The sequence below is a fragment of the uncultured Aquincola sp. genome, from assembly GCF_964001545.1.
Taxonomy (GTDB): domain Bacteria; phylum Pseudomonadota; class Gammaproteobacteria; order Burkholderiales; family Burkholderiaceae_C; genus Aquincola.
Genome location: NZ_CAXFDV010000710.1, coordinates 1 through 12857 on the forward strand (window position 1 = coordinate 1; position 12857 = coordinate 12857).

Sequence of the window (12857 nt, forward strand, 5' to 3'; positions counted from 1 at the left end):
CGATGCCCCGCGCCGCTACGCCCCGGCGCCCGGTGCCGCCAGCGCGCGGATCAGCCGCCGCAAGGCCGGTGAGGCCTTGCCGCGGCGGCAGATCAGCACGATGCCTTGCCGGTGCGCATAACGCGCCGGCTGTACCCGCCGCAGCCCCTGCAGCGCCGCGGTGCCGGCCACGTAGTGGTCGGGCAGAAAACCCGCATGGCGGCCGGTGAGCACCAGCAGCGCCACGCCTTCCAGGCTGTCGGCCCGCGCGCTGCCCGCCATGGGCGGCACCGGCAGCAGCGCGGGCGGCAGCGCGTCCACGTAGGGGTCGGTCACCAGCGCGGCGTCTTCCAGCCGCAGCGCCGCGGCTTCATCGCCGGCCCGGGCATGCCAGGGATGGCCGGGCGCCACCCACAGGCTGTTGGCCTCTTCGTACAACCGGTGCTGCTCCAGCCCGGCCGGCGCGGCGCGGGTGGCCACGATGCCGGCGTCCAGCGTGCCGGCCAGCAGTTCTCGCTCGATCTCCAGCGGCCGGCGGGCGGCCAGCTGCCACTGCAACCCTGGTACCAACTGCGCGCAGCGGGCCAGCAGCGCGGGCACCCGGCCTTCGGTGATCAGCGCGTCCACCAGGCCCAGGCGCAGCACCGGGGCTGCCGCCGCGCCGCTGAAGGCCGCCAGGTCGTCGCCGAAAGCGCGCATCGCGCCGAAGAGCCGGCGCGTCAACGCCTGCAGGCGCTGACCGTCCTCCGTGAGCTGGAAGCCGCCACGGCCGCGCCGTGCCAGCGTCACGCCCAGCAGCGCTTCCAGCTCGCGCAGCTGCTTGCTGACGGTGGACAGGTCGAGCTGCAGCTCCACCGCCGCCGGCGACAGGCCGCCCGCCGCCGCCACCGCGGCGAAGCTGCGCAGCAGCCGCAGCTGCGCCTCGCCCAGCGGTGCGCCGGGCGTCGTCATGCTGTCGATGCTGGATGGTGGTGCCAGTGAACTTGCCCGCCGGGCCATGCCGTGTCGCTCCCGGGTCCCGTACCCTTGCTGCGCATTCTCGGAGCTGCACGCCATGTCCCTCGATCCCGCCGCCCACGCCTTTGCTTTCCTGTCGCAAGGCAGCTTCCTCAAGGGCCCGGCCGCGTTGCCCGGCCAGCCGGCGCCGCAGCCCTATGGCGTGGCCGGCCTGGCCTGGGATGGCTCCACCACCAACCGGCCGGGGGCCCGCATGGCGCCGCGCGCCATCCGCACCGCCAGCCACATGCTGTGCGACGGGCTGCATCCGCACTTCGGCACCACGCCCATCGCCCAGCTGGTGGACCTGGGCGACCTGGCGCTGCCCAACACCTCGCTGGTGGCCATGCGCGCCGCGCTGGCCGAGGCGCTGCCGGCGCTGCTGGCCGCGCGCCACATGGTGTGGCTGGGCGGCGACCATTCGGTGACGCTGCCCATCCTGCGGGCGCTGAAGGCGCAGCAGGGCCGGCCGCTGGCGGTGATCCACTTCGACGCGCACTGCGACACCTGGGAAGACCACTTCGGCGAACCCAGCGGCCACGGCACCTGGGTGTATGAAGCGATTCAGGAAGGCCTGGTGGTGCCCGAGTGCTTCACGCAGCTGGGCATCCGCTCGGCCGGCGACCGGGCGGCGCGCGAGTACGTGCGCGACCAGGGCGGCCAGATCTTCACCGCCCGCGACCTGCGCGGCCTGGAAAGCCCGGCCCAGCTGGCGGGCGTGGTGGGCGCCATCCGCCAGCGCATCGCCGCGGCCGGCCACCCGCCGGTGTACCTGAGCCTGGACATCGACTGCCTGGACCCGGCCTTCGCACCCGGCACCGGCACGCCCGAGCCGGCCGGCATGAGCACCGCGCAGGTGATGACGCTGCTGGAAGAACTGGCCGACCTGCCCTTCGTGGGCATGGACTGCGTGGAGGTGTCGCCGCCCTACGACCACGCCGAGCTGACGGCCTACGCGGCCGCCAGCTTCGTGTGGACTTACCTCAGCGGGCGGGTGGCGGCCAAGGGTTAGCCGCAGCGGCGGCTTGCGCTCAGCGCAAGCCCAGCCGCGCCAGCTTCTTGATCAACCCGACCCGTGAGATGCCGAGCCGCCGTGCGGCCTCGGACTGGTTGCCGCGCGCCGCGGCCATGGCATCGCGGATCAGTCGGCGCTCCAACTCGTTGATGGCCGCATCCAGCGTGCCCGGCGCATCGCCGTCCCCGCCGACGGCGGCGGAGGTGTCGCCTTCGGCCGCTGACTCGCCGGCCGCCAAGCGCAGCAGGGCGACGTCCACCTGGGTCTGGCCGGGCAGCAGCAGGGCGCCGGCCGACTCCACCACGGCGCGCAGTTCACGCACGTTGCCGGCCCAGGGGCGCGCCGTGAGCCAGGCCAGCGATTCGCCGCTCAGGCCGGCCTGCGGCGCCACCCGTTGCAGGAAACGCGCGGCCAGCACCGGCACGTCGGCCGGACGTTCGGCCAGGGCCGGGGTGCGCAGCACCACCCCCTTGAGGCGGTAGAACAGGTCTTCGCGGAATGCGCCTTCACGCACCATGGCCTCGAGGTCGCGGTGGGTGGCGGCCACCACGCGCACCTGGGCGCGCTTGACCACACGCCCGCCCACGGGCACGAAGCTGCCTTCCTGCAGAAAGCGCAGCAGCTTGACCTGCATCGCCGGTGGCATCTCGCCCACCTCGTCGAGGAACAGCGTGCCGCCGTCGGCCGCTTCGACCAGGCCGGGCTGGTCGCGGTAGGCGCCGGTGAAGCTGCCGCGCAGGTGGCCGAACAGCTCGCTCTCCAGCAGTTCGGCCGACAGGGCACCGCAGTGCACGGCCATGAACGGGCCGGCCGCGCGCGGGCTGCAGTCGTGCAGCGCACGCGCCGCCAGTTCCTTGCCGGTGCCGGTGGGGCCCAGTACCAGCACGCTGACCGACGTGGGCCCCACACGGCGCAGCATCGCGCGCAGCGCCGCCATCGCGGCGCTGGGGCCGATCAGCCCCATCTCGTCGCCCCCGGCCTGTTGCCGCAGCCGCCGCAGCTCGGCTTCCAGCCGATGCTGGCGCAGCGCGCGGGCCACGACGAAACCCAGCATGTCGGGATCGATCGGCTTGGTGAGAAAGTCCCAGGCACCCAGCTCCGCGGCGCGCAGCGCCAGCCCGTGCTCGCCATGGCCGGTGAGCACCACCACCGGCACACCCGGCAGCCGCGCGATCAGGGCCAGGCCGGCTTCGGGGTCCATGGTGGGCGGCATCGCCAGGTCCAGCAGCACCAGCTCCGGCCGCTGCCGCTCGAACTCAACCAGCGCCTGCTCGGCATCACCGGCCACGCTGACCTCATGGCCCAGTCCGCGCAAGAAGGAGCCGCCCAGACGCTGGAAGGCCGGCTCATCGTCCACCAGCAGCACGCGGCCGCCAGCCGCCGGCAAGGTGTTGGCATTCATGCGGTCGATCCTGAAAGAGGCACTGCGCGCGACGGCAGGCCGGCGGGCAGGTGCAGGGTGAAACAGGTGGACCAGGGCGCGCGCTCGGTCAGCGCGACCGAACCGCCATGGGCCGCCGCCACGCGGGCGACGATGGCCAGGCCCAGCCCGGTGCCGCCCGGGCTGCGGGACGCAAAGGGCTCGAACAGCCGGTCGCGGATCTCGGCGGGCACGCCCGGGCCGTCGTCGCACACGTGCAGCCACAGGCCGCGCTCGTCGGTCTCTGCGGCCAGCTCCACGCGCGTGGGCGGCCGGTCGGGGCGGGCCTCGCCCGCGGCGCTCACCGCATTGGCCAGCAGGTTGCTCACCGCCTGCTCCAGGCGCCGCGCATCCGCCTCGACCCACAACGGCTGCGCCCACCCGGCGCCCAGCACCACCGTCGGCCAACGGAACAGCCAGCCGCGCACACGCTCGGCCAGGTCGAAGCGGGTGGGCGTGAGTTGCCAGGGCTTGGCGTAGTCCAGCAGGTCGGCCGCCAAGTGCGAGATGCGCCCCACCTGGGTGGACACCTCCTGCCGCGTGTCCGGCGGCGCACCGGCCACCGCCATCGAGATGATGTTGAGCGGGTTGCGGATGTCGTGGGCCACGGTGGCGGCCAGGGCGCCCAGCTCGGCCAGCCGCGCCTGCAGTTGTCGCTCGCGCTCGCGTTGCGCGCCCGCCTGGGCCTGGGCCAGGCGCTCGGCCGCTTCGGCCAGCACGCTGCCGAACAGCTCGGCCACCTGGCGCGGGCCGGGCGGCGCGGCGTCCCATCCCTGCAGCTCACAGTGCCAGCCGGTGGCACTGTCGGCCCGGCAGCGCAGGCCGGGTGCGTCCGGCGAAGGGGCGGGCATGCCGTCACCGACCGCCACGGGCACCGCCACGCCCAGCCGCCGGCTGATCAGGCCGCTGGCCAGCGCCGCCAGCGCGGCTTCGCTGTCGGCCGGCCGCAGCGCTTCGCGCCAGCCTGCCAGGTCTGCCGCCGACACCTGGCCGCCAGGGAACACCAGCCGCTCGGCCACGCGGCGCACCGGCCCGTTCAATGCCAGGCAGGTGGCGGCCACGGCCAGCCCGCCCACCCAGCGCGACTCGAAGGGCAGCAGCGGCGTGAGGGCCACCACACCCAGGCCCAGCGCCAGCAGCAGCGCCCAGGCCAGCGCACGCCGCGCCCAGGCGTTGACCACGAACACCCGGTAGCGCAGCACGCCGTAGACCAGGATCAACGAATGCGCCGGCAGGCCGTACAGCGGCCAGGGCGTGACGGGCAGACGCATCGCGGCCATCAGGTAGCCCGTCATGCACAAGGCACCCCAGACGCAGGACGCCGCCACCGCGGCGATCTGGCCACGCTCCGGCCCACGTGCGCGCAGGTAGCCCCGCGCCAGCACCGTCAGCCCCACCAGCGCCAGCACCACCCAGCCCACGCTGGCCAGCAGGCCGACCGAGGTGGGCACGGCGACGTAGCCGAACGGTGGCGAGTGGATCAGGTGACCCGGCCGCGCCCACTGGGCATAAAGAGCCGTGGCAGCGCCCAGCCCGTAGGCCAGCACCAGCCACCGGCGTGGCCAGCCTGCCCGGCAGAACACCACGCAGAAGTGCACGAAGACGGCCGAGATCAGCGGCGCCAGCGCCACCAGCCGGATCGACAGCCACTCCCACTGCGGCCCGGCCCAGTTGGGCAGCTCGTTGCCGATGACCCAGACCCCCACGCCGAAGAGGAACAGCACCAGCAGCCGCGCGCCCGCCACCCGGTGGGCCCAGACCCCCAGCAAAGCCGCCAGCAACCAAGTCTGGACCAGCGCAAACGCCAGCACGCCGTGCAACACCGTCAAAGCCATTCCGCCTGTATACGCAGTTGACGATCCGGGCTGGAAAGTCTGTATCCGAAGTATACAGATGGGCACTCAAAATCCAATCAAATCAAGGGGTTAGAGAAGCCGCGGCGGCGGGCCCCGAACCTGCGATGCAGGGTGCATGACACCCGCCGCCCACGCCCCCTCCCGGCTTTCCTGCCCCACCCCGCCGCTGGACCTGGCCACGCTGCTGGGGCCCGCCGCCTGGCAACGCCTGCCGGCCGCCGTGCGTCGCCGCTTTGCCGCTGGCCACGCGCCCGCCACCTACCCCGGCACGCTCACGATGCGCTGCTCCGCCATCGGCCGCGTGTTTGCCGCCGGCGCCGCGCTGCTGGGCTCGCCGCTGTGCGGCGCCAGGGCCAGCGCGGTGCCGGCCACGGTGCAGGTGCAGGCCGATGGCCGCGGCGGCGTGAGCTGGACGCGCCGCCTGCAACTGCCCGGCCGCCGCTCGGTGCAGATCCGCTCCACCAAGGCGCTGGGCCCCGACGGGCGCTTGATCGAACGCACCGATGGCGGCCTGGGCATGGCGCTGGAGGTGTTCGAGCAGCACGGCGCGCTGGTGTTCGAGAGCCGCCGCTACGACTGGTGGCTGGGCCGCTGGCGCCTGCCCGTGCCGGCCCTGCTGACCCCCGGCACCTGCCGCGTGACCCATGAGGACCTGGGACAGGGCCGCTTCCGCTTCACGCTGGAAATGCGCCATGCCTGGTGGGGGCGCACGTTTCACCAGACCGGCGTGTTCACCGACCCGCCGCATACCCAGACCGACCAGGAGCTTCTGCCATGACCCCCTCGCTGTTTCTCGTGCTGGCCGCGCAAGCCGTGCTCGGCGCCTTCGACAACCTATGGCACCACGAGCTGGAAGCCCGCCTGCCCCAGCGCATGGGTGCGCGCCGCGAACTGGCGCTGCATGCCGCGCGCGAGGCCCTGTACGGCGTGCTGTTCCTCGTGGTGGCCTGGCTGCAGGTGCACGGCCTGTGGGCCGGGCTGCTCGGCGCGCTGCTGCTGGCCGAGCTGTGCATCACGCTGGCCGACTTTCTGGAAGAAGACCGCACCCGCAAGCTGCCACCGCTGGAGCGGCTGCTGCACACGGTGCTCACGGCGATGTACGGCGCCTTCCTGGCGCTGATGCTGCCGCTGCTGGCCCGCTGGGCCTGGCTGCCGACGGCGCTGGTGCCCGTGCAGCACGGCCTCACTTCCTTCGTCTTCACTGCCTTTGCGGTCGGGGTGCTGGCCTGGTCGCTGCGCAACGTGCTGGCCTTGCGCGCCACCGGCCGCCTGCTGGCCGCTGCCCGCCGTGCCCCGCCGCCCGCGCGGCCGGCGGCCACGGGCGTCGGACCCCGCAGCGTGCTCATCACCGGGGGCACCGGCTTCGTCGGCCGGGCGCTGGTGGCTCGGCTGGTGGCTGAAGGGGTGCGGGTCTTCGTGCTCTCACGCGACCTGCTGCAGGCCCGCGGCCTGCTGGACCCGGCGGTGACGGTGATCGACCGTCTGGACACCCTGCCTGCCGAAACCCGGCTGGACGCCATCGTGCATCTGGCCGGCGCCCGTGTGCTGGGCCTGCCGTGGACGGCCGCCCGCCGACGCCAGCTGGTCGACAGCCGCACCCGCCTGACCGAGGCGCTGATCGCGCTGATGCGCCGCCTGCAGCACCGGCCGCAGGTGCTGGTGGCCGCATCCGCCGTCGGTTTTTATGGCGTGCCGGCCGATGGCGGCTCGATGCGGGGGGAGAGCCAGGCACCGCTGGACGAGACGGCAGCGCCCCGGCCGGGCCAATTCGTCTCGGACCTGTGCATGGCGCTGGAACATGAAGCGCGGCGTGCCGAGGCGCTGGGCCTGCGCGTGGTGCGGCTGCGGCTGGGCGTGGTGCTGGGCCGGGGTGACGGCGCCTGGCCGCTGCAGAACCTGGCCGCACGGCTGGGCCTGGCCACCCGGCTGGGCAGCGGGCGCCAGCCGGCCCCGTGGCTGCAACTGGACGATGCCGTGGGCCTGCTGCACCTGGCGCTGCACACCCCGGCCCTGAGCGGCGCCGTCAACGCGGTGGCCCCGACCTGCCCGAGCCAGGCGGAATTTGCGCAGGCCATGGCAGCCGCCCACGGCAAGCGCGTGCACCTGCGCCTGCCGGCAGCGCCGCTGCGCTGGCTGGGGGGCGAGATGATGAGCCTGCTGCTGGAGGGCCAGGCGGTGGCGCCGACTGCGGCCCTGCGCGCCGGCTACCGGTTTGCCCACCCCGACATCCAGTCCGCCTGCGAGGCGCTGGCGCGGGGGGCGGCAGACACGGTCAGTACGACGTCACCGCGCTCGGCTGCCCGCCCTTGAAGGTGAACACCGTCACCGGCGACGACTTGAGGTCGCGCTGGTTGTCGAACTCGTAGGTGCCGGCCGCGCCCTTGTAGCTGCCCTTTTGCATCGCCTCGGCCACCTTGGCCGGGTCGGTGCTGCCGGCCTTCTGCATCGCCTGGGCGATCAGGTGCACCGCGTCGTAGAAGTTGACGGCATAGGTCAGCGGATCACGCTGGTGGTTGGCCGCGCGGTAGGCCTGCACGAAGGCCTGGCCTTCGGAAGCTCTTTGGATCATCGCGCCGCCCTGGGTGCACCAGACGTTTTCGCCCACCGCATCGCCGCCGGCCAGCTTGGCGGTTTCGCTGGAGCACAGGCCGTCGCCGCCCAGCAGCTTGGCGGTGATGCCCAGCTGCTTCATCTGCCGTGCCATCGGGCCCGCCTGGGCCGAGTAGCCGCCGAAGAAGATGGCGTCGGGCCGCGTGGCCTTGATGCTGGTGAGCACCGGCGTGAAGTCGGTGGCCTGGCCCGAGACGTATTCGCTCTTGACCACCTGCAGCCCGTTGGCCTTGGCCGCGTTGCTGAACTCCTGCGCCAGGCCCTGGCCGTAGGCGCTGCGGTCGTCGATCACGGCCACGCGCTGCAGCTTCAGTTCCTTGGCCGCGTACAGCGCCATCTTCACGCCCAGCGCGGTGTCGGCCGCGCCCACACGGAACAGGCGCGCAAAGCCCTGCTGCGTGATCTTGGGGTTGGACGACACCGTGGCCACCACCACGCCGCCCTGGTCGTACACGCGCGAAGCGGGCATGGTCACGCCCGAGTTGTAGGGCCCGACGACGAACTTCACGCCCCCATCGACGAACTTCTGTGCCACGGCCACGCCCTGGCGCGGGTCGGCCTGGTCGTCTTCGGCCTGCAGCTTCAGCCGCAGCGGCCGGCCGCCCACGCTGAGCTTGCGGGCGTTGACTTCGTTGACGGCCAGTTGCGCGCCGGCCAGGTTGTCCTGGCCGTTGCCGCTTTGCGGGCCGGACAGCGGGCTGCTCAGCCCGATGGGCACCACCAGCTCCTGCGCGCGCACGGCGGCAGGCAGGGTCAGCGCCACGGCCAGGGCGGCGCCTTGCAGGCACAGATTCAAGGTTGGGTTCAAACGCATCTTCAGGAACGGATCGGGTCAAGGGTTCAGGCCACGCGGCGTGCAGCCGGGCTGCCGCCGGCGCGCCACTGTGCCATCAGGCCGTCCCACTTCGGGCGGGCGGTGGCCAGGTGGCGGGCCTTCACATGGCCGTAGCCGCGGATCTGCTCGGGGATGCTGGCGATCTCCACCGCCAGCGGCAGGCGCTCGGCATTCAGGCCCTGCAGCAGTTCCAGCACGCTGGCCTTGTACTGCTCGATCAGCGCGCGCTCGGTGCGGCGCTCCTCGGTGCGGCCGAACACGTCGAACGCAGTGCCGCGCAGGCCCTTCAGCTTGGCGAGCACGCCGAAGGCGGTGTGCATCCATGGGCCGAAGGGGCGCTTGACCCCCTCACCCCGCTCGTTGGTCTTGGCGGTGAGCGGCGGGGCCAGGTGGTGCACCAGCTTGTAGTCGCCCTCGAACATCGCGGCGATCTTCTCGTCGAAGCCGGTCTGCGTGTGCAGGCGCGCCACTTCGTACTCGTCCTTGTAGGCCATCAGCTTGAACAGGTAGCGGGCCACCGCCTCCGACAGGCGGGTGCCGCCCAACGGGCTTTCGGTCTGCCGCACCTGGTCGACGAAGCGGCGGTACTGCTCGGCATAAGCCGCGTTCTGGTAGTCGGTGAGGAAGCTCACCCGCTTGGCCACCAGCTCGTCGATCGACGGCTTCTTGACGAACTGGATCACCTGCGCGGCCTTGAACAGCGCCTTCACCGCGGCCAGGTCGTGGGCGCAGCGGCGGCCCCATTCGAAGGCGGCCTTGTTGTTGTCCACCTGCACGTTGTTGAGCTCCATCGCGCGCATCAGTGCGGCATGGCCCAGCGGCACGCGGCCCTGCTGCCAGGCATAGCCCAGCATCAGCGGGTTGGTGTAGATGCTGTCGCCCAGCAACTGCACCGATACCTCTTCGGCATCGAAGGCGCCCAGCCCGCCCGCGCCCACGGCCTGCGCCAGCGTGGTCTCGCAGCCGGCCGGGAACTGCCAGTCGGGGTTCTGCACGAAGGCCGCGGTGGGCGAGCCATGGGTGTTCATCGCCACGTAGGTGCGCCCCGGCTTGATGACGGCCATGGTGGCCTTGTTGGCGCCGACGATGGGGTCGCAGGCGATCACCAGGTCGGCCTTGGCGGTGTCCACCTTGGTGGTGAAGATGGCCTCGGCGCGATTGGCGATCTGGATGTGGCTCCAGGTGGCGCCGCCCTTTTGCGCCAGGCCGGCTGCATCCTGCGTGACCACGCCCTTGCCTTCCAGGTGCGCGGCCATGCCCAGCAACTGGCCGATGGTGATGACGCCGGTGCCGCCCACGCCGGCCACCACGATGCCCCAGGCCTGCTCGGCCAGCGGCAGCGCGGGCTCGGGGATCGGTGGCAGCGTGCTCAGGTCGCCCTTCTTCTCTTTTTTCGGCTTCTTCAGCTGGCCACCTTCCACGGTGACGAAGCTGGGGCAGAAGCCCTTCAGGCACGAGTAGTCCTTGTTGCAGCTGTTCTGGTTGATGCGGCGCTTGCGGCCGAACTCGGTGTCCACCGGCTCCACGCTCAGGCAGTTGCTTTGCACGCTGCAGTCGCCGCAGCCCTCGCACACCAGCTCGTTGATCACCACCGTCTTGTCGGGCGTGGCCAGCTTGCCGCGCTTGCGGCGGCGACGCTTCTCGGTGGCGCAGGTCTGGTCGTAGATGATGGCCGTGGTGCCCTTGAGCTCGCGGAACTGGCGCTGGATCGCATCCAGCTCGTCGCGGTGGTGCACCGTCACGCCGGGCAGCAGGCTCACGCCCTGGTACTTCTGCGGCTCGTCGCTGACGATCACGGTCCTGGCCACGCCCTCGGCGTCCAGGCTCTTCATGATCTGCAGCACCGAGTGGCCCTCCGGCCGCTCACCCACCTGCTGGCCGCCGGTCATGGCCACAGCGTCGTTGTAGAGGATCTTGTAGGTGATGTTCACGCCCGAGGCGATGCTCTGGCGGATGGCCAGCAGCCCGCTGTGGAAGTACGTGCCGTCGCCCAGGTTGGCGAACACATGCGCATCGGTGGTGAACGGCGCCTGGCCGCTCCAGGCCACGCCTTCGCCACCCATCTGGCTGAAGGTCACGGTGCTGCGGTCCATCCAGGTGGCCATGTAGTGGCAGCCGATGCCGGCCAGCGCGCGCGAGCCTTCGGGCACGCGGGTGCTGGTGTTGTGCGGGCAGCCCGAGCAGAACCAGGGCGCGCGCTCGGCGCTGGCGCCGGCGGCGCTCACCGTCACCAGGGCGCGCTCGGCGGCCTCGATCTCGCGCAGCCGCGCGTCCATGCGCGCCACCACGTCGGCGGGCACACCCAGCTTCTTCAGCCGCTTGGCAATCGCCTTGGCGATGAGGGCAGGCGTGAGGTCGGCCTTGGCGCGCAGCAGCCAGTTTTCGCTGGGGTTGGGCATGGCCCATTCGCCGCCCGTCAGGTCGCCTTCGGGCTCGTCGAACTTGCCCAGCACGTTGGGCCGCACGTCGGCGCGCCAGTTGTACAGCTCTTCCTTCAGCTGGTATTCGATGACCTGGCGCTTTTCTTCGACCACCAGGATCTCTTGCAGGCCCTGCGCGAAGTCGCGGGTGATGGTGGCTTCCAGCGGCCACACCACGTTGACCTTGTGCAGCCGCACGCCCAGCGCGCGGCAGGCGTCGTCGTCCAGGCCCAGGTCGGCCAGCGCCTGACGGGTGTCGTTGTAGGCCTTGCCGCTGGCAATCAGGCCAAAGCGGTCGTTCGGCCCCGCGATCACGTTGTAGTTGAGCTTGTTGGCCCGCACGTAGGCCAGCGCCGCGTACCACTTGTAGTCCATCAGCCGCGCTTCCTGCTCCAGCGGCGCGTCGGGCCAGCGGATGTGCAGGCCGCCTGGCGGCATGCTGAAGTCTTCGGGCAGCACGATGCGCACGCGGTCGGGGTCCACCGAGACGGAGGCCGACGACTCCACCACTTCCTGGATGGTCTTCATGCCCGACCACACGCCCGAAAAGCGGCTCATCGCCAACGCATGCAGGCCCATGTCCAGGATGTCCTGCACGCTGCTGGGAAAGAACACCGGCAGGCCGCAGGCCTTGAAGATGTGGTCGCTCTGGTGCGGGGCGGTGCTGCTCTTGCTGATGTGGTCGTCGCCCGCGATGGCGATCACGCCACCGTGCTTCGAGGTGCCGGCCATGTTGGCATGCTTGAACACGTCGGAGCAGCGGTCCACGCCCGGGCCCTTGCCGTACCAGATGCCGAAGACGCCGTCGAACTTTTTGCTCTGCGGAAACAGGTCGAGCTGCTGCGTGCCCCACACCGCGGTGGCGCCCAGTTCTTCGTTCACACCGGGCTGGAACACGATGTGGTTGTCGGCCAGGTGCTTGCGCGCGGCCCACAGCGCCTGGTCGTAGCCGCCCAGCGGCGAGCCGCGGTAGCCGCTGATGAAGCCCGCGGTGTTGAGCCCAGCGGCCAGGTCGCGGGCGCGCTGCAGCATGGGCAGCCGCACCAGCGCCTGCACGCCGCTCATGAAGGCCCGGCCGCTGGCCAGCGCGTACTTGTCGTCGAGGCTGACGGTTTCCAGGGCGCGGCGGACCGACTCGGGCAAGGGTGCGTTCATGCGGGGTACTCCAGTGGCGATGGCTCGGCGGGGTCGCGTGCCTGGCTCGTGACCGGGCGCGCACTTGGCTGCTGCCAGTGTAGATTTCACCGGCCGTGAAGTCTTTTCGTTGTTTGCTCGATTACCATGGTTTTGAGCAACATCCTTTCTCTGATAACCGCCTGCACGATCAAATGCCATCGCGAATCGCCAAATCAGGGAAAACCCCAGCCACTGCCGAGGCTGCTGCGGGCGGTGCCGACACCGAGCGCCACGGCGCCGACCTCGACCGCTACGACGTCGCCATCCTGGAAGCGCTGCAACAGGATGCGCGGCTGTCCAACGCCGAGCTGGCGGCACGCATCGGCCTGTCGGCGGCGCCCACCTGGCGGCGCGTGAAGTGGCTGGAGGCGCAGGGCTACATCACCGGCTACCGCGCCGAGCTGGACCGCCGCCGCATCGGCCTGGGCGTGCTGGCCTTCGTGCGGGTGGACACCGAACGCAGCAGCGGTGCCGCCACCAAGGTGCTGGAAGAAGCGCTGCGCCTGCTGCCCGAGGTCACGGCCTGCCACTACATCAGCGGCGCCGGCAC

General features: G+C 71.6%; 9 protein-coding genes. 4 read left to right on the forward strand and 5 right to left on the reverse strand.

What is annotated here, in order from left to right:
• Positions 1-15 precede the first annotated feature (15 nt).
• Positions 16-930, reverse strand: a complete 915-nt coding sequence (locus ABNT58_RS24980) for a LysR family transcriptional regulator (protein ID WP_348756090.1) — start codon at positions 928-930, stop codon at positions 16-18.
• 103 nt (positions 931-1033) lie between these two features.
• On the opposite strand from ABNT58_RS24980, the gene speB reads away from it, so the two are divergent.
• Positions 1034-1987 carry an agmatinase gene (gene speB / locus ABNT58_RS24985; RefSeq protein WP_348756091.1) on the forward strand — a complete coding sequence of 318 codons (954 nt, stop codon included), beginning with the start codon at positions 1034-1036 and terminating at the stop codon, positions 1985-1987.
• 19 nt (positions 1988-2006) lie between these two features.
• Here speB and ABNT58_RS24990 read toward each other — a convergent pair whose 3' ends face one another.
• Together ABNT58_RS24990 and ABNT58_RS24995 are read right to left on the reverse strand one after the other, a co-directional pair.
• Positions 2007-3392: a sigma-54 dependent transcriptional regulator gene (locus ABNT58_RS24990; RefSeq protein ID WP_348756092.1), complete on the reverse strand. Its 1386-nt coding sequence runs from the start codon at positions 3390-3392 to the stop codon at positions 2007-2009.
• On the reverse strand, positions 3389-5245 hold the full coding sequence (locus ABNT58_RS24995; protein WP_348756093.1) for an ATP-binding protein: 1857 nt from the start codon (positions 5243-5245) through the stop codon (positions 3389-3391). The genes ABNT58_RS24990 and ABNT58_RS24995 overlap by 4 nt, the downstream gene beginning before the upstream one ends.
• Before the next feature lie 136 nt (positions 5246-5381).
• On the opposite strand from ABNT58_RS24995, the gene ABNT58_RS25000 reads away from it, so the two are divergent.
• Positions 5382-6044 (forward strand): DUF4166 domain-containing protein, encoded by a 663-nt coding sequence (locus tag ABNT58_RS25000; protein ID WP_348756094.1) that lies wholly within the window; start codon positions 5382-5384, stop codon positions 6042-6044.
• Positions 6041-7576, forward strand: coding sequence for a TIGR01777 family oxidoreductase (locus ABNT58_RS25005; RefSeq protein ID WP_348756095.1), 1536 nt, complete (start codon positions 6041-6043; stop codon positions 7574-7576). Before ABNT58_RS25000 ends, ABNT58_RS25005 begins: the two co-directional genes overlap by 4 nt.
• Here ABNT58_RS25005 and ABNT58_RS25010 read toward each other — a convergent pair.
• Both ABNT58_RS25010 and ABNT58_RS25015 read right to left on the reverse strand, forming a co-directional pair.
• The gene (locus ABNT58_RS25010; protein ID WP_348756096.1) at positions 7539-8690 is read right to left on the reverse strand and encodes a branched-chain amino acid ABC transporter substrate-binding protein; all 1152 of its coding nucleotides are present in this window, start codon (positions 8688-8690) and stop codon (positions 7539-7541) included. The genes ABNT58_RS25005 and ABNT58_RS25010 overlap by 38 nt on opposite strands.
• A gap of 26 nt (positions 8691-8716) precedes the next feature.
• Positions 8717-12286 carry an indolepyruvate ferredoxin oxidoreductase family protein gene (locus tag ABNT58_RS25015; RefSeq protein WP_348756097.1) on the reverse strand — a complete coding sequence of 1190 codons (3570 nt, stop codon included), beginning with the start codon at positions 12284-12286 and terminating at the stop codon, positions 8717-8719.
• 173 nt (positions 12287-12459) lie between these two features.
• Here ABNT58_RS25015 and ABNT58_RS25020 point away from each other — a divergent pair.
• A partial coding sequence (locus ABNT58_RS25020) for an Lrp/AsnC family transcriptional regulator (RefSeq protein ID WP_348756098.1) occupies positions 12460-12857 on the forward strand: 398 nt, incomplete at its 3' end.